This is a genomic window from Ornithinimicrobium carbonis (assembly GCF_050703245.1).
Classification (GTDB): Bacteria; Actinomycetota; Actinomycetes; order Actinomycetales; family Dermatophilaceae; genus Ornithinicoccus.
The window spans coordinates 3,194,171-3,210,214 of sequence record NZ_CP192647.1 but is presented as its reverse complement, the minus strand read 5'-3'; the positions used below and the strand labels follow the sequence as shown (position 1 = coordinate 3,210,214).

12 protein-coding genes, 1 tRNA gene and 3 pseudogenes are annotated in these 16,044 nt (G+C 69.9%); 12 read left to right on the top strand and 4 right to left on the bottom strand.

What is annotated here, in order from left to right:
• The first annotated feature begins 236 nt into the window (after positions 1–236).
• From ACQ95T_RS16125 to ACQ95T_RS16085, 9 genes and pseudogenes are all read left to right on the top strand, one after another.
• On the top strand, positions 237–1,727 hold the full coding sequence (locus ACQ95T_RS16125) for an SH3 domain-containing protein (RefSeq protein WP_431473098.1): 1,491 nt from the start codon (positions 237–239) through the stop codon (positions 1,725–1,727).
• 47 nt (positions 1,728–1,774) lie between these two features.
• A tRNA-Thr gene (locus tag ACQ95T_RS16120) sits at positions 1,775–1,847 on the top strand.
• Positions 1,848–2,098: 251 nt separating this feature from the next.
• Positions 2,099–3,468: pseudogene (locus ACQ95T_RS16115) on the top strand (pyridoxal phosphate-dependent decarboxylase family protein).
• Between the two features lie 429 nt (positions 3,469–3,897).
• Positions 3,898–4,209 (top strand): annotated as a pseudogene (locus ACQ95T_RS16110) (alpha/beta fold hydrolase); the annotation flags it as partial.
• A gap of 127 nt (positions 4,210–4,336) precedes the next feature.
• Complete coding sequence (locus tag ACQ95T_RS16105) at positions 4,337–4,843, top strand: LuxR C-terminal-related transcriptional regulator (protein ID WP_431473097.1); 507 nt, start codon at positions 4,337–4,339, stop codon at positions 4,841–4,843.
• Between the two features lie 303 nt (positions 4,844–5,146).
• Positions 5,147–5,218 (top strand): annotated as a pseudogene (locus ACQ95T_RS16100) (tautomerase family protein); the annotation flags it as partial.
• 281 nt (positions 5,219–5,499) lie between these two features.
• Positions 5,500–5,703 (top strand): CopG family transcriptional regulator, encoded by a 204-nt coding sequence (locus ACQ95T_RS16095; protein ID WP_425943225.1) that lies wholly within the window; start codon positions 5,500–5,502, stop codon positions 5,701–5,703.
• Positions 5,704–6,033: 330 nt separating this feature from the next.
• On the top strand, positions 6,034–6,297 hold the full coding sequence (locus ACQ95T_RS16090) for a hypothetical protein (RefSeq protein WP_425943224.1): 264 nt from the start codon (positions 6,034–6,036) through the stop codon (positions 6,295–6,297).
• 177 nt (positions 6,298–6,474) lie between these two features.
• Positions 6,475–6,918, top strand: a complete 444-nt coding sequence (locus ACQ95T_RS16085; RefSeq protein ID WP_425943223.1) for a methyltransferase family protein — start codon at positions 6,475–6,477, stop codon at positions 6,916–6,918.
• A gap of 137 nt (positions 6,919–7,055) precedes the next feature.
• Here ACQ95T_RS16085 and ACQ95T_RS16080 read toward each other — a convergent pair whose 3' ends face one another.
• Entirely contained in the window at positions 7,056–7,721 is a 666-nt protein-coding gene (locus ACQ95T_RS16080; protein ID WP_431473096.1) for a hypothetical protein, read from the bottom strand.
• Between the two features lie 361 nt (positions 7,722–8,082).
• Between ACQ95T_RS16080 and ACQ95T_RS16075 the strand changes: the two genes are divergently transcribed.
• Complete coding sequence (locus ACQ95T_RS16075) at positions 8,083–8,223, top strand: hypothetical protein (RefSeq protein ID WP_425943221.1); 141 nt, start codon at positions 8,083–8,085, stop codon at positions 8,221–8,223.
• 136 nt (positions 8,224–8,359) lie between these two features.
• Here the strand turns inward: ACQ95T_RS16075 and ACQ95T_RS16070 are convergent, their stop codons facing one another.
• Positions 8,360–9,784, bottom strand: coding sequence for a DUF2252 domain-containing protein (locus ACQ95T_RS16070; RefSeq protein ID WP_431473095.1), 1,425 nt, complete (start codon positions 9,782–9,784; stop codon positions 8,360–8,362).
• Positions 9,785–10,601: 817 nt separating this feature from the next.
• On the opposite strand from ACQ95T_RS16070, the gene ACQ95T_RS16065 reads away from it, so the two are divergent.
• On the top strand, positions 10,602–11,396 hold the full coding sequence (locus ACQ95T_RS16065) for a dienelactone hydrolase family protein (RefSeq protein WP_425943218.1): 795 nt from the start codon (positions 10,602–10,604) through the stop codon (positions 11,394–11,396).
• 308 nt (positions 11,397–11,704) lie between these two features.
• Positions 11,705–12,637, top strand: coding sequence for an NADP-dependent oxidoreductase (locus ACQ95T_RS16060; RefSeq protein ID WP_425943307.1), 933 nt, complete (start codon positions 11,705–11,707; stop codon positions 12,635–12,637).
• 324 nt (positions 12,638–12,961) lie between these two features.
• Here the strand turns inward: ACQ95T_RS16060 and pntB are convergent, their stop codons facing one another.
• Both pntB and ACQ95T_RS16050 read right to left on the bottom strand, forming a co-directional pair.
• Positions 12,962–14,362, bottom strand: a complete 1,401-nt coding sequence (pntB, locus tag ACQ95T_RS16055) for a Re/Si-specific NAD(P)(+) transhydrogenase subunit beta (protein WP_425943217.1) — start codon at positions 14,360–14,362, stop codon at positions 12,962–12,964.
• The gene (locus ACQ95T_RS16050; protein WP_425943216.1) at positions 14,359–15,912 is read right to left on the bottom strand and encodes a Re/Si-specific NAD(P)(+) transhydrogenase subunit alpha; all 1,554 of its coding nucleotides are present in this window, start codon (positions 15,910–15,912) and stop codon (positions 14,359–14,361) included. Before ACQ95T_RS16050 ends, pntB begins: the two co-directional genes overlap by 4 nt.
• Positions 15,913–16,044: the final 132 nt, after the last annotated feature.

The window sequence follows — 16,044 nt, the reverse complement described above, 5'->3', positions numbered from 1 at the left end:
GTCCCATCCGTCACACCCGTCACTGTGGTGCGACGACCGCGGCGTCCGTCCCGGCGCTCGCGGCCCCTGCCGGAAGGACTTCTCCATGGCCTCCACCGTCTCCCACCGCGCGCCCCGCACCGGGGCGCTCCGGCGCCGGGCAGGTCGTCTGACCCTGGCCGGTGCGACCTCGGTCACGGCTGTGGGGCTCGCGGCACACGACCGCCGCCGCCGACGACCACAGCGTCTGGGACCGGGTGGCCGACTGTGAGTCCAGCGGCAACTGGAGCATCAACACCGGCAACGGCTTCTACGGCGGGCTGCAGTTCTGGCACCCCACCTGGACGGGCTTCGGGGGAGCGGAGTTCGCCCCTTACGCCCACCAGGCGACCAAGCTGCAGCAGATCACCGTGGCCCAGCGGGTCCTGAAGGTCCAGGGGCCTAATGCCTGGCCGGTGTGCTCGGTGCGCGCGGGGCTGACGATGACCAACGGGCTGGCGCCCTACGGGGACGAGGCGCCGGCACCCGCGCCGACGCCGGACCCGGGGGTGCAGGGGTCGTGGTGGGTGAGTGCGACGCCGGGGGCGAACGTGCGCTCGGGTCCCTCGACGTCGTATGCGGTGGTGGGGGCTGCGGCGAAGGGGTCGAAGGTCACGGGTGTGGCGAGCAACGGGTGGGTGCGGCTGGCCGACGGCCGTGGGTGGATCGCGCTGTCGACGTTGACGGACAAGGACCCTGGGGCCTCGGCGCCGGCTCCGACGCCGGACCCGGGGGTGCAGGGGTCGTGGTGGGTGAGTGCGACGCCGGGGGCGAACGTGCGCTCGGGTCCTTCGACGTCGTATGCGGTGGTGGGGGCTGCGGCGAAGGGGTCGAAGGTCACGGGTGTGGCGAGCAACGGGTGGGTGCGGCTGGCCGACGGCCGTGGGTGGATCGCGCTGTCGACGTTGACGGACAAGGACCCTGGGGCCTCGGCGCCGGCTCCGACGCCGGACCCGGGGGGGCAGGGGTCGTGGTGGGTGAGTGCGACGCCGGGGGCGAACGTGCGCTCGGGTCCTTCGACGTCGTATGCGGTGGTGGGGGCTGCGGCGAAGGGGTCGAAGGTCACGGGTGTGGCGAGCAACGGGTGGGTGCGGCTGGCCGATGGCCGTGGGTGGATCGCGCTGTCGACGCTGACCGACAGGGACCCTGGGGCCTCCACACCGGAGCCCGACCCCGCACCGCCGTCGGCCGCGATCAGCTGGACCGTCACCGCGACCGCCGGGGCGAACGTCCGTTCGGGCCCGTCGACGTCCTACGCGGTGGTCGGGGGGCTGGCCCACGGCGCACAGGTGCACGGCGAGCTGTCGACCAACGGCTGGGTGCGCCTGACCGACGGGCGTGGCTGGGTCAGCGGCTCGATCCTCAAGCCCGCCGGTGGAGCCGCCAGCGGGACCGACGCGGGGACGGACGACGCGCCGGTGGCGCCCGCCTCGGACCTGGCGCCCCTCGCGCTCGACGGAAGCATGGGCCCGTTGACGGTCAAGGCCGTGCAGCACTGGGTCGGGCTGCCCGGGACGGGGCGGTGGGACGGCACGACCATCCGTGCCGTGCAGGCCGAGGTCGGCACCCGGGTCGACGGGGCCTGGGGTCCGATGTCGCAGGTCGCGCTGCAGGACCACATCGGACTGTCGCGGGACGGGTCGACCTACCTGAACCACCGCACCGTGGTGGCTCTGCAGGCGTGGCTGAACGCGAACGTCATCGGCTGACCGGCGGACCGGTACGATCGACCGTCGCCGGGGGGACTCCCCGGCCTGCTGGCGTGGCGCAATTGGTAGCGCACCTGTCTTGTAAACAGGTGGTTGAGGGTTCGAGTCCCTTCGCCAGCTCTCCTCCTGAACACGCGATCTAGCCCTTTGACCTGCGAATACGCGAACCGCGCGTCGCAGACCGCAGTGGTCAGTCGTTGCCACGGATGGTCAGTCACGACCCCCCTCTGCCGCGGCCGCCCGTCGCACGCCCAGCGGGGACGCTCCCGGGAGCGCTGCAGGGACGCAGCGGGGACGATGAGCGATCAGGGAGATCGGGGTCCTCCGTGTGATGCCTGTTCACGGGCGTGGATGAGGAGGACACTCCGGACATGGACTCTTTCTCCCGGGCACTGGACGTCGCGCACGACCACGCCATGGGCTGGCTGGACTCGCTGGGGGAGCGGCCGGTGCCACCGCAGGCATCCGTCGAGGAGGTGATCATGGCGCTGGGCCCGGACCTGCCCCAGCGCGGTTGTCCACCGGAGAGGCCGTCGCGCTCCTGGCGCAGGCGTGCGACCCGGGGTTGACCGCCATGGCGTCTGGCCGCTTCTTCGGGTTCGTCATCGGTGGCACGCACCCGGCCGCACTGGCCGCGGACTGGTTGGTCAGCGCCTGGGACCAGAACAGCGGTCTGCGCACGCTTACGCCGGCGCACAGTGCGGTCGAGGACGTCGCCAGCGCGTGGCTGCTGGATCTGCTCGGCCTGCCCATCGAGAGCGCCGTCGGTTTCACGACAGGCGCGACGATGGCCAACTTCACCGGCCTGGCTGCCGGGCGTGACGCGGTGATCCGCCAAGCGGGCTGGGATGTCGCTCGTCGGGGGCTCGCCGGTGGACCTCCGGTCCGGGTGCTGGTCGGGGCCGAGCGGCACGACACCGTGGACGTGGCGCTGCGCTACCTGGGCCTGGGTGCTCCCGAGGTCGTCGACGTCGACGACCAGGGACGGATCCGGGCGGACGCCCTCGAGCTGGCCCTGAACCGGGGCGACGCCGGGCCGGTCATGGTCGTGCTGCAGGCCGGCAACATCCACTCCGGCGCCTGCGATCCCTTCGCCGAGACGGTTCAGGCCGCGCACCGGCACGGCGCCTGGGTGCACGTCGACGGCGCCTTCGGGCTCTGGGCCGCCGCCTCACCCGCCTACCGGCACCTCGTCCAGGGGTATGAGGCGGCTGACTCCTGGGCGACCGACGCCCACAAGACCCTCAACGTGCCCTACGACAGTGGGTTGTGCATCGTGCGTGACGCCGCGGCGCTCCAGGCGGCGATGGGCGCGCACGGTGCCTACCTGGTGCGCGACGAGACCTGCCAACCGCTGGACAAGGTGCCCGAGCTCTCCCGTCGCGGCCGGGCGATCCCGGTCTGGGCCGTGCTGCGCTGCCTCGGCCGGGACGGGGTCGCCGACCTGGTCGAGCGACTCTGCCGGCACGCCGCCATGTTCGCGGACGCCCTGCGCACCATCCCGGGCGTCACCGTCCTCAACGACGTGGTGCTCACGCAGGTGTGTGCCACCTTCGGCTCGGACGAGCGCACGGACGAGGTGGTCCAGCGGCTCCTCGCCGACGGCACCACGTGGATGACCGGTTCGACCTGGCACGGGCAGAGGATCCTGCGCATCTCGGTCAGCAACTGGTCGACGACGGAGGATGACGTGGATCGGTGTGTGGCGGCTGTGCGGCGGGTCGCTCGCGAGGTCGGTTGACTATTGCCTGCGTCGGTCGTGCTCGACGAACGCGGCGCCAGAGGTGTCAGCAGCTCGGTCGCAGCACCGCTGATGCACAGGCGCTGTGGAACGGTCGTCGAGCGCAGAGTCACCGTGCCGGTCCGGCAGTCTCCGCGCTCGGCGCGTGTGTGGATCGACGTGCTGGACCGCCTGACCTGGGCGCTGAACACGAACCGGATGGATGAGGATGACCTCGCAGTGCTCGAGCGCACGGCGGCCGTACCGGCCACTTGTCCGCGCCCTCCCACCGCGCGAAGGACTCCCTCCGGGCTCCCTGCCTGGCCGGCGCTGGGGCACTAGCCTGACGTCGTGGCCCAGTCCATCCGCTTCTGCACGTCGGCCGATGGAGTGCGTCTGGCGTTCGGGGTCCGCGGGACCGGCCCTCCGCTGGTACGTGTGGCGACGTGGATGACGCACCTGCAGTACGACCGCGACAGTCCTTTGTGGCGCCACTGGCTGGACGCCCTCGCTGAGGGGCGGACCCTGATCCGGTACGACGAGCGCGGTTCGGGGGTTTCAGACCGCGACGTGTCGCGCTTCTCCGTGGACGCCTGGGTGGAGGACCTGGAGGCAGTGGTCGACGCGGCCGAGCTCGAGCGCTTCTCCCTGCTCGGACTCTCGAACGGCGGCGCGGTCGCGATCGCCTATGCAGCGCGCCACCCGGAGCGGGTCAGTCACCTGGCCCTCTGCGGTGCCTTCGCGCGGGGACGTCTGCGTCGCGAGCCGACGGCACGCGTGGAGGCCGAGGCGATGCTGTCGTTGATCCCGGATCGGCTGGGGCCAGGCGAATCCGGCGTTCCGACGAATCTTCACCACGCTGTTCGTCCCGCACGCGACCCCCGAGCAGATGCTGTGGTTCGACGAGATGCAGCGGATCTCTGCCGCCCCCGAAACGGCAGCGCTCATGCGGCTGGCCCGCGAGGAGGTCGACATCACCGACCTTCTCCCGCAGGTCCTCACGCCGACACTGGTCATGCACGCCCAGGACGACGCCGCCGTGCCGTTCGAGCAGGGCCGGGAGGTGGCGTCATCCATCCCCGACGCTCGCTTCGTCCCTCTCGAGGGACAGAACCACATCCTCCTCGCCGACGAGCCCGCGGGGGCGGTGTTCCTGCACGAGCTCAACACCTTCCTCCCGACGCTGCGCCCGGACCACGGCACGGAGGGGGTGCTGACCGCACGCGAGGCCGAGATCCTCGAGTGTGTAGCAGCGGGGATGACCAACCAGGCGATCGCAGAACAACTCTTCGTCAGTGTCCGACGGTCGAACGCCACATGGGCAACATGTACGAGAAGTTCGGGCTGCGTGGCTCGTCCAGCCGTGCGGCGATCGCCGCTCGCGCCGCCTCGTTGATCGAGCAGCAGCGGGACGCCTAGCCCGAACCGTGGCGGGAGGCCGCCACCGCGGCGAAGCCGGGGCGCCACATCTGCGTGCTCGCCCCGATGTGCACACCCTGGTGCCGAACCTAGCCTCGTCCTTATCAACGACGACGTGGGGAGACGCCATGACAGGCCTCGCGGCAGACACGGATACACCGGCCAGGCGGGTCTGGGCCGTGATCCCCAACAGCTGCAACGACTGACCACAATCCGGGGCTCCCACAAGCCGCATCACCCAGGCGCCCACGTACGGGCGCCACAACCGAAAGGAAGTGTTATGCCGCTCATCCAGGTCAAGGTGATCGAGAACGTCTTCACCCACGAGCAGAAGCAGGAGATCGTCCGCAGGCTCACCGACACGATGGTCGAGATCGAGGGCGGGCGAGAACATGCGTCCCGTCACGTGGTGCCTCGTCGAGGAGGTGCACAGCGGCGACTGGGCCATCGCGGGCAACCCGCTTTCCACCGCCGATGTCAAGGCCCTTGCCGCCGGGGTCGGCGTCTGAGGTCCCCTCGCAGCTCAACCGTCGGCACGGTCGCTGTGCAGTGGCCGTGCCGACGGTGGGTTCCGACAAAGGGCCCTTCTCCGTACGGCAGGAGCGGTAGATACCAGAGTGGTTCCATGGTCGGATGGCGATCACTCTGCGACTGTCCCCGGAGGACGAGCGAGCCCTGGCGGCAGTGGCCGAAGCCGAGGGTGTGAGCAAGCAGGAGGCGACGGTGCGGGCGATCCGAGAGGCGGCCGCGCGGCGCGGCCACGAGGAGCGTGTCCGCGAGCTGTCCGCACGTGGGCGAGAGCGGTACGCCGACCTGCTTGAGCGTCTCGGGCGCTGACCCGGGAGTACCTGACCACCGAGGACCTGCTCGCCCTGGCGGCGGACCTGGGCGTGGGGCCGATCCAGGACATCGGCCTGCTGGACTCCGCTGCCCACCGCGCCAGCGCCAGTCTCTTCGGACGTGACGCTTGCCCCGACATCGACCCCAAGGCTGGCGCGCTCCTGGAGTCCGTCGTCGTCAACCACCCGCTGGGCGGCGACAGCACGTCGGGCAGTCACCGTGGTGCTGCTCGGTACGGGTGCGCTCGTCACCCTCCAGGGGTGTCTCGGCGACGCCCCTCCCGACCCTCGGAGCGCGCCGCTGGAGGTTGTGCTGGACGGATGCCACGTGAACCGCCCTGACGTCCAGGCGGGCTCTCACGAGATCTCCATCATCGGTGAGGGACGGCTGAGCGTCACGGACGAGGCGGGAACGGAGGTGCTGGAGGCGGGCGGCATGCAGATCCCGCAGAACGCCCCCGCGGTGACGGTCATGCCCGAGGGATACCCACCCACCCTCGTCTCGACGAGCCAGACCTACACCTTCACCTGCACGGTCGGCTCCAAGGTCACCAGCGCCACCCTGGAGTCACTTCCCGCCTCGAACCGATGAGCGTCGGTCAAGTGGTTTATCCCACGACAGCGCCAGGGTCGTCAGCCTCTTCGACACGACAGCGTCGGACCGAACCATCCGGGATGTCGAGGCACGTGCGAGCCTCAAGCGTCACTGGCATCCGCGGCTGGAGCGAGCCGCTGCGCCGGCGGATTCCGCACAACTAGCCTTGCGGGCATGTCTGGAAGGCTACGGGCGCTGTGGGCACGCACACCACTTCCGTGGGAGACGTTCGCAGGTATGGCCGCAGCAGTGGGAGCGCAGCACGCGCGGCCGCTGCGCCTACCGGCATGGCCGCAACTGTGCGGTGCTGCTGTGGCGTGCATGGGCCTCGGCCTGGTGACTGCAGCGGTGCGGGAGCGAGGGCCGGGGTCATTGGCCGAGCCGGTCACCCTTGTCACCCGAGGACTGCACTCGCGGTCTCGAAATCCGATGTATGTGGGTTGCTGCCTGGTCCAGGTGGGGCTCGCCTGCGTGACCCGCAACGCTTGGATGCTGGCGTTCTCTCCAGTGAGCGCGGCGCTGTTGCACCAGTCGATCCTGCGCGAGGAACACGTGCTGCACGAACGGTTCGGCGTCGAGTACGACTCCTACGCCGCCGAGGTGCCGCGCTACTGGTGACTCCGTCCACCGGACTTCCGGCGCGACGCGAAGGGGCAGTACCGCAGCGACTCACCCGGCGGCAGCAGCGTCCGACCACGCGCTTGGTGCGCGGTTGCTTCGCTACCCAAGGTGTTCGTGTAGCAGCGTCACCAGGCTCAGCAGAACCGCGTAGAGGACCATGCCCACGACGAACCAGCCGTAGTGTGACCGACCGCCGGTAGGGATCTCCTGGGTGAAGACGTTGAGGAGCACGCTGCCGGCCAGGAAGGCGACCATGAGGGTGACGACCAGGGAACCCGACGGCGCAAAGATTGCCGCGAGCCCCCATCCGGCCAGCAGGGCCACTGCCAGCGGAGGCGGGGGCCCCGCCGGTCGAAGCGCTTGCCGTAGTGCTCTTCCAGGCCGCGGTCGACGAGGATGAAGTGCAACGCCATGGCCACGGTGAACAGCGCTGCGAAGGGCACACTGGTGCGGTAGTTCAACGGCAGGGAGTAGGCGATGATCGCGTTGTACAGCATGAAAGAACTCAGATGGAGCCAGAACACCGCCGGTGCCGCCGACGCGTCCTCACGGCGTGAGCGGTGGGCCAGCCTGTCCAGGCCGTAGAACACAGCGAACCCCACCAGGGCCACGAAGAAGACCTCCAGACCCAGCAACGGGCTGGGGTCACCCTGCTCACCCAGCACCTCCCGCAGCGACTCGTTGCCCTCCGCCAGTTCGGGAAGAAGGTGCAGGAAGACGTAGGTGACCGCCACGCCACCGGCGAAGGAGCCCGAGGCGTCCTCAGGGACCAGCGGGAGCTGCCGGATGCGTGGCGCCAACAGGTGCAGGGCGACGAGGACAGCTACCGAGCCAGAGCCAGGAGGAGCGCGGGTCCGGTCTCCACCCCGCTGCCCCCTACATGCTCGTCCACCGTGCTCATCACCGTCATGCACTTCCTTCCGCGGTTGTCGGTAAACCGCGGTGGACGGCCCGGGACAACCGGGCCCGCTCCAGGCAGCCGGCCGGCAAGTGGATCTGCGTCGCGCCTTGACCAATCTCGCGAAGCTCGTCACGTAGAGCGCCAAGATCGACCCTCAAGGTAGACCTGACCCTGCGCGACGTCGACCTGGCGCCGCCTGGCGATGCTAGGCGGCGACATCTGCTGCCCCCGTGGGCGCTCGCGTAGAGGAGGCCGGTGTAGTGGAGCACGACGACGGTCTGGTGCGGTCCGGCGCTCAGGCTGACGATGGCGCGCTGTCGCTGGGTGCGGTTGCGGTGCTCTTCGTCTTCGTGCCGGTTGCGGTGATTTCGTTGCCGTGCCGGCAACCCTGCCTGCCGTGAGCCTGGGACTGGTCGGCTTCCTGTCCGTGCCTGACCTGTCGTCGGCACATGTGCGTGAATGGCTAGCCGAGTCCGCGGGAGGCGAGGTGTGGGGAGGAACATCCGAAGCGTCAGGTGCCAGTCGATGAGGCGCCGCTCAGGGGCGGAAGGTGGTGCCCAGGTTCTTCAGAGCCTCGTTGTCGACGGGGAGTTCGCCGCGCTTGACCGCGGCCAGCAATTGGTCGTGGTCGGCCTCGGTCTGATCGGCGTACAACCGGGCGAACCGGGTTAGGGCGACGTCCACCTTGTCCGAGCCCCCGACATACCCCGCGATCATGGATGCACCGCTGGTGCGGGCGTGCCCCTTGGCGAGCAGGTGGCCGACGATGCCGGCGTAGTCGGTCAGTGCGGGGGCGTCGATCGCGTCCAGGGGGATGGTGCCCTTGCTGTTGCGGAACTGCCGCACGTAGTAGGTGTAGTCGGCGCCGACAGTCGCCCACCCCAGCAGCGGGTCACTGACCGTCTGCAGTGCCTGCTGGTACTCGACCACCCGTTGGCCCTGGTGCTCGTGCAGCGCGGAGTCGCCGTGCACGTGGCGGGCGATGACCGAGCGACGGGCCTGCTTGAGCTGCAGGAATAGCACGTCGTCGGGCGTACTGCCCTCCAACAGCGCGACGTAGGCGCGCAGGCCGACGCTGCCGACCCCGACCACCTTGTGCACGATGTCGACCAGGGTGTAGCCGCCGACCACCCGACGCCAGTGCGGTGCGAGCGTCATCAGGTAGCCGTCGAGCGCCTCGGCCAGTGCCTCCCGCTCGGTGTCGCTGACCCGGGTGATCGTCGGCGGGTCCTCGACGATCACGCGCCGCCCGGCCTGCTCGGCCGTGAACTTCGGTAGCGCCCGGTCGCTGGTGCGCCTGCGGGCCCGCTTGGCCGAACGTTGGATCTCCTTGCGCAAGGTCTTCTCGGTCGCGGTCTCGTGCATCCGGCCGACGTCGAGCCGGTTGTAGGAGCGCATCATCAGGGGCTGCTCGGCCAGGAATCTCAGTTCGGTGCGGTATGCCGTGACGCAGGCCCGCACGGCAGCCTCGCACTGCTCCTCGGACAGGCCGTTCTCGCGTCCGGCGACGTAGATGCTGGCGACCAGGCGGCGCAGGTCCCACTCCCAGCACCCGGGGTGGGCCTCGTCGAAGTCGTTGAGGTCGATCACCAGCTCGCCCTCGGGGGAGGCGTAGAAGCCGAAGTTCCCGAAGTGCGCGTCACCGCCGATCACCGGCATGATCCCGGTCGACGGCAGCCGCGCGACATCGTCGGCCATCACCATGGCCGTGCCCCGCAGGAAGCCGTAGGGGTTGATGATCATCCGGGCCACGCGCAGCGGGATCAGCTCACTGCGCCGCCCCTTGTGCGACTCCTGGATCAGCGTCACCGGGTCCGGACGCCCCGGCCAGAGTCTCCAGTCGCCAAGGCTCTTGCGCGGTACGTCCTTATGTAGCGCCTTGCCCATGGCATAACGCTCCGCCCGCGAGGTGGGTCGTTTGCGGATGGAAGCGTAGGCCGTGCTGTCGGCGGTGGCGAGCACCCTATGGCCGGTTGTTGCGGAGGTCACGAGACCGGGCCCGCTTCCGCGGCCTGTCGGTACCCTCGGACCGCGGTCCAGTCCACCGCAGCGTAGGAATGATCGACTGGCACGAACCTCACCCTGGCGTGTTCGCGCCACCCCTGCAACACCTCGCTGGCCATGACCCCCAGGACCAGTGCCCGGCCGGGCTCGGTCCAGGTGGTCGGCGCAGTCGCTCTCGTAAGGGGGCCCGCCCCCGGTGGTGTGACCCATGCTCGCCTGCTCGATACGCGTCACCCGCTTGACCTGAGCACGTCGACATCCGTGCGCGCAGTACCCGCGGCATCTCCGTATGCGGGTATGCGCTTACCGCGCTGGGGGTCGAGGAGGCGGGCTGGGCCGTGGCCAAGGTCGTCGCCTACCGGCTCGCCGCCAAAGATCACCTCGCAGGTGACGTCGTCGGTCGAGTCCTGTGAACCGGTGAGCACCAGTGGATGCCGTGCCATGCCATGCCTTGTCCAGATCCACGGAGGTCTCTTCGTCGTCGGACTCCAGCAGCGACTTGATGCTGTCGGTGCTCTCGACCAGTTCAGCGGCCTCGTCGGCCGAGCGTCGGTAGGCGACCCAGATCATTCCCACCTGGGCATAACCCGTGAACGGCCGCCGTCGCCACCCGCGGCATGGGTGTTCGGCGGAACGCCGTGAGCCTGGCCTGGCCTGGGTCCGGTCATCGGTACCGTGTACTCACGATGCTTCGTCTCCGGCCCTTTGCGGCTGGGCATTGCGGGGGCAACCGCGATCATGCTGGGCGGATCGTGAACGGAAGGGGGCAGCCGGAATGAGCCTTGGCCAGCAGATCGGCCCGGAGTTCGAGGCCTTCGACTTCACGCACGACACGCGCACCTACGAGGTGTTCCGGGGCGGTTCTGGGCCGGCGGTTCTGGTGCTCCATGAGATCCCGGGCTTGCATCCGGGCGTCATCGACTTCGCCCGCCGGCTCATCTCCGCCGGGTACACCGTGTTCCTGCCGTCCCTGTTCGGTCGGCCCGCGGTACCGGCGACGGGCCGCGAGGTCGCGCGATCGATGCTGCGCGTCTGTGTGGCACGTGAGTTCACCAAGCTGGCCGATCGCACGAGCCCGGTCGTGGGGTGGCTGCGGGCACTGGCAGCGTCGGCCTACGGCGAGTGTGGCGGGCCGGGGGTCGGTGTGGTCGGGATGTGCTTCACCGGAGGCTTTGCGCTGGCGACGGCGCTTGAGCCCTCGGTCGTCGCCTCCGTGATGAGTCAGCCGGCCATGCCGGGGCCGATCGGGCAGCGTGGCCGTGCCGCCCTTGGTCTGGATCCCGAGGACCTCGCCACGATCACGGCACGAGCCAATGACGACCTGCGCGTGCTCGGGCTCCGGTTCACCAACGACCGGGGTTGCCCGCCGGAGAGGTTCGAGACCCTGCGGGCGTCGCTCGGGGCATCCTTCGAGGGAATCGAGATCGACTCGTCGCCGGGCAACGCTGCTGGTATCGCGCCGTCGGCGCACTCGGTCCTCACGATCTCTCTGGTCGACGACCCGGGGCATCCGACGAGGGTCGCCCTCGATCGGGTCCTGGCGTTTCTGGCCGAGCAACTGCGACGTTGACCTCCCCATGCGGTTCTCCTCGACGGGAAGGGCGTCGCCAGGTGGGTGCGCAGCATGGTCCAGAGTCCGGTATGGAACATCGTCGCGGCCGCCTGGTCGGACCAGATCGCGGCGGGGACGCCCGCCTGCCGAGCATGGCCCGGCGGGGGCGGGGTCGGGAGCCGGTGGACGCGGCGGGTGGTCCAGGGCGTCATCGTGTGGATGGTGGCGATCGCGCCGCCGCCGGGAATGCGCGCTGGGAACTGGCGGTTGCTGCCGCCGGAAGATGACGAGCCCCGGCGGGGCACATTCTTGTGAGAAGGAGCACGATGAAGGCAGTGTTTTACGACGAGTACGGTGATCCCGACGTTCTCCAGTACGGCGACCAGCCTGACCCGAAGGTGGGGCCGGACAGCGTGCTCCTGGACGTGCGGGCATCGTCGGTCAACCCGGTCGACTGGAAGATCACCGCCGGCTACCTCGACGCTGCCCTGCCAACCTACTTTCCGGTGATTCCGGGTTGGGACGTGGCTGGCGTCGTCGTGGAGCCGGGAGTCTCGGTGACCGAGTTCCAGGCCGGTGACGAGGTGATCGGCTACGCCCGCATGGACACGGTGGGGTTGGGCACGTTCGCCGAGCGCGTCGCCGCTCCGGTGCGGGCCCTTGCCCGGAAACCGAGCAATGTGTCCTGGGCCGAAGCAGCCACCATCCCCCTTGCGGGACTGACGGCGTACCAGTCGCTCGAGGCGGTCGACGCGACCGCGGGTGACACCGTCCTGGTGCACAACGGCGCGGGCGGCGTTGGTACCTACGCCATCCAGATCGCCACGGCGTGGGGAGCCCGCGTCCTGGCCACCGCGTCCGAGAAGAACCACGACTTCCTGCGCTCGCTCGGCGCCGAACCGCTGACCTACGGGGACGGGCTCGGGGAGCGCGTCGCCGAGGCGGCGCCCGATGGGCTCGATGCCGTCGTCGACTTCGTGGGAGGCGAGGACTGGATGGCATCCCTGCCGTACCTGAGGACGCCCGGGCGGGTTGCCTCCGTGGTCGACGACGGGGTGAAGGAGAAGGGTGGCCGTTACATCTTCGTCCGCCCCAACCCTGTTCACCTGCTTGCGCTCACCGAGCTCGTGGAGGTCGGGAGGGTGAAGCCGGTCGTCGCCGACACCTTCCCGCTGGAGCGCGCGGCCGACGCCTTCCGTCGCAGCATCGAGGGACACGTGCGCGGCAAGATCGCCATCACCATCGGCGACCAGAGCTAGATAAGGCTCCTCGGACCCTGCGCCGGCGTTGCAGCCGCCGCGGCTTCCGACGCAGGGTCCGTACACTCCCGCTGTCGGAGCATGGAGCACTTGTGGGTGGGGCACTGCCACTCCTCTGCCTTCGGAGCGGGCCTGGCGTTCCTCGGCTGAGCATGGCATCGCCCACCTCGATCCCACCTGGTCCAGCAGTTGCACACTCACGGCTCGCGCGCGGCTGAGTTGAACGGAAGAGCCGGCCCCTGCGCGGCGTGACCGAACCTTGAGCCGCGGCAGATGAGGGCGTGCGCTGCGTGTCCGAGGGCCTTCAGAAGGCCACGGATGGGACTAGGGACGCACCAGCTTCACGAGTGCCTCGACGGTCTCCTTGGCGTCCCCGAAGAGCATCCGGCTGTTGTCCTTGTAGAAGAGCGGGTTCGGTACGCCTGCGTAGCCGCTAGCCATGGACCGCTTCAGCACCACCACGTCGCGGGCCTTCCACACCTCCAGCACCGGCATGCCGGCGATCGGTGACCCGGGCTGGTCGATCGCCGCTGGGTTGACGGTGTCGTTCGCGCCGATGACCAGCACCACGTCGGTCTGCGGCAGGTCGTCGTTGATTTCCTCCATGCTGAGCACGACGTCGTAGGGGACCCTGGCCTCGGCGAGAAGCACGTTCATGTGGCCGGGAAGCCTCCCGGCCACCGGATGTATGCCGAAGCGCACCTGTGCGCCTCTGGCGCGCAGGCACGCGGTGAGCTCCGCCACCGGGTACTGCGCGCGCGCGACGGCCATGCCGTAACCGGGCGTGATCACCACCGACTGCGCGTGCCGCAGCAGCTCGGCGACCTCGGCGGCGTTGCTCTCCCGGTAGTCGCCGTAGTCGGTGCCGTCGCCCTCGAAGGTCGTCCCCTCCGTGCCGAAGCCGCCGGCGATTACCGATACGAACGAGCGGTTCATGCCCTGGCACATGAGGTAGCTGAGGATGGCACCGGAGGAGCCGACCAGCGCACCGGTGACGATGAGCAGGTCGTTGCCGAGGAGGAAGCCGGCCGCGGCCGCCGCCCACCCGGAGTAGCTGTTGAGCATCGACACCACGATCGGCATGTCACCCCCGCCGATGGCGGCCACCATGTGCCAGCCGAGCGCCAGCGCGACGGCGGTCATCAGGACCAACGGCATTGCGGTGTGGGTGAGGACGAACCAGACCATCAGCCCAGCCGAGGCGAGCAGAGCCACCAGGTTGAGCAGGTGCCGGTGCGGCAGCACCAGCGGGTTGGCCGAGATGCGGCCACTGAGCTTGAGCGCGGCGACGACGGAGCCGGTGAAGGTCACGGCTCCGATGAGGACGCCGAAGAACACCTCGACGAGGTGGAACGTCTCCTCGGAGGAGGGCAGCGCGCCTGGCGCGAGGTAGGCGTTGTAGCCGATCAGGACCGCGGCGATGCCGACGAAGCTGTGCAGCATGGCGATGAGCTGCGGTACGCCGGTCATCTCGACCACCCGCGCCCGCCACAGACCGATCCCGGCCCCGACCAGCATGGCCGCCGCGATGAGGGCCAGGGTCAGCTCCGGGTCTGCCGCACGCTCCGCGGCCAGCCAGATGGTCGCGGCAAGCGCGATCGCCATACCGACGATGCCGAAGGCGTTGCCCCGCCGGGCGGTCTCGTGCTTGGAGAGTCCGGCGAGGGACAGGACGAACAGGACGGCCGCGACGACGTAGGCGGCCTGCACGACGGTGACGCTCATGCGTCGCCCTGCCGCCGGAACATCTTCAGCATGCGCCCGGTGACCGCGAAGCCTCCGAAGACGTTGATGCTCGCGACGACGGTGGCGCCGAGCGCCAGGCTGCGGACCAGCGGGTCCTCGCTGCCCACCTGGAGCAGTGCACCGACGAGGATGATGCCGCTGATCGCGTTCGTCTCCGCGAGCAGAGGGGTATGGAGCGCGTGCGTCACGTTGCTGATCACGTAGAACCCGACGATCACCGCCAGCACGAACACGGTGAAGTGGCCCAAGAACGCAGCGGGCGAGACGGTGGCGACCAGCGTGAACAGGACCGCAGCCATGGCCATGGCGAAGTAGCCGCGCCGAGCGTCGAGCCGGACGGCCGCCGGCGGGGGCGTCCCGACCGGAGGATCGGCGGTCGGGGCGGGAACGGACGGGAGGGCGGACACGCTCACGGGCGGCGGTGGCCACAGGACCTCCCGCTCGTGCGTGACGGTCAACCCCCGCACCACCTCGTCGTCCAGGTCCAGGACGATCTGCCCGTCCTTGGCAGGGGTGAGCAGGGCGAGGAGGTTGACGATGTTGGTGCCGTAGAGCTGGGAGGCCTGGGTCGGCAGACGCGCGGGCAGGTCCGTGTAGCCCACGATCTTCACCCCGTTGTGGCTGATGACGACCTTACCCGGCTGCGTGAGCTCGCAGTTGCCGCCGTTGCGGGCAGCCATGTCCACCACCACGCTGCCGGAGCGCATGCGCGCGACCGTCTCGGCCGTGACGAGCCTGGGAGCGGGGCGACCGGGGATCAGCGCGGTGGTGATGACGATGTCGGCCTCGGGACACTCGCGGGCGTAGACCTCCATCGCCCGCCGGTGGAGGTCTCCGCGCATCTCGCGGGCGTAGCCGTCCGCACCCTCGCTCTCGCCCTCAGACGCGATCCACACGAACTGGCCGCCCATCGACTCGACCTGCTCACCGGCGGCCCGCCGGATGTCGAAGGCGCGCACCACCGCGCCCAGGCTGCTCGCCGTCCCGATCGCGGCGAGCCCGGCGACACCGGCGCCGATGACGAAGACCCCGGCCGGAGGGACCTTGCCCGCGGCGGTGACCTGGCCGGTGAAGACCGAGCCGTACTCGTAGGCCGCCTCGATCACCGCGCGGTAGCCGCCGATGTTGGTCATCGAGGAGAGGACGTCGAGCGACTGGGCCCTCGAGATCCGGGGGACAGCGTCCATCGCGAGCGCCGTGACGGCCCGGTCGGCGAGCGCCTGGAGGAGCTCGGGGCTCTGACCGGGGCTGAGCTGGGTGGCCAGGATGGCACCGGCCCGGAGGCGGCCGACCTCCTCCGCGGTGGGGGCGTCCACCTTGGCCACCACGTCGGCGGCCCACACCGCTGGACCGGGGTCGAGGGTGGCGCCGGCCCCGGCGTACTGCTCGTCAGGAAAGCTGGCCCGCTGGCCAGCACCCTCCTGCACGACGACCTGGTGGCCCAGCCGCATGAGCCTGCCAACCGTCTCGGGCGTCGCCGCCACACGGGTCTCTCCGGCCTTGGACTCCGTCGGTATGCCGATCAGCACGCGGCCTCCTTGCCTCGTGGGTCGCCGGGAGGTGCCGTGCGCGTGTGACCGTGGCACCCTCGCCGAGCCGCACCCTACAAGGCCCCTGTGTCCAGCAGCCAGGCGTACCGCCTCACCAGGAGGGGGCCCCGG

What these genes read in the sequence shown, in the direction of transcription:
- ACQ95T_RS16085 (WP_425943223.1), top strand. Translation starts at nt 6,475, where the DNA reads ATGTCTGGAAGGCTACGGGCGCTGTGGGCACGCACACCACTTCCGTGG.
- ACQ95T_RS16060 (WP_425943307.1), top strand. Translation starts at nt 11,705, where the DNA reads ATGAAGGCAGTGTTTTACGACGAGTACGGTGATCCCGACGTTCTCCAG.
- ACQ95T_RS16105 (WP_431473097.1), top strand. Translation starts at nt 4,337, where the DNA reads ATGCTGTGGTTCGACGAGATGCAGCGGATCTCTGCCGCCCCCGAAACG.
- ACQ95T_RS16065 (WP_425943218.1), top strand. Translation starts at nt 10,602, where the DNA reads ATGAGCCTTGGCCAGCAGATCGGCCCGGAGTTCGAGGCCTTCGACTTC.
- pntB (WP_425943217.1), bottom strand. Translation starts at nt 14,362, where the DNA reads ATGAGCGTCACCGTCGTGCAGGCCGCCTACGTCGTCGCGGCCGTCCTG.
- ACQ95T_RS16095 (WP_425943225.1), top strand. Translation starts at nt 5,500, where the DNA reads ATGGCGATCACTCTGCGACTGTCCCCGGAGGACGAGCGAGCCCTGGCG.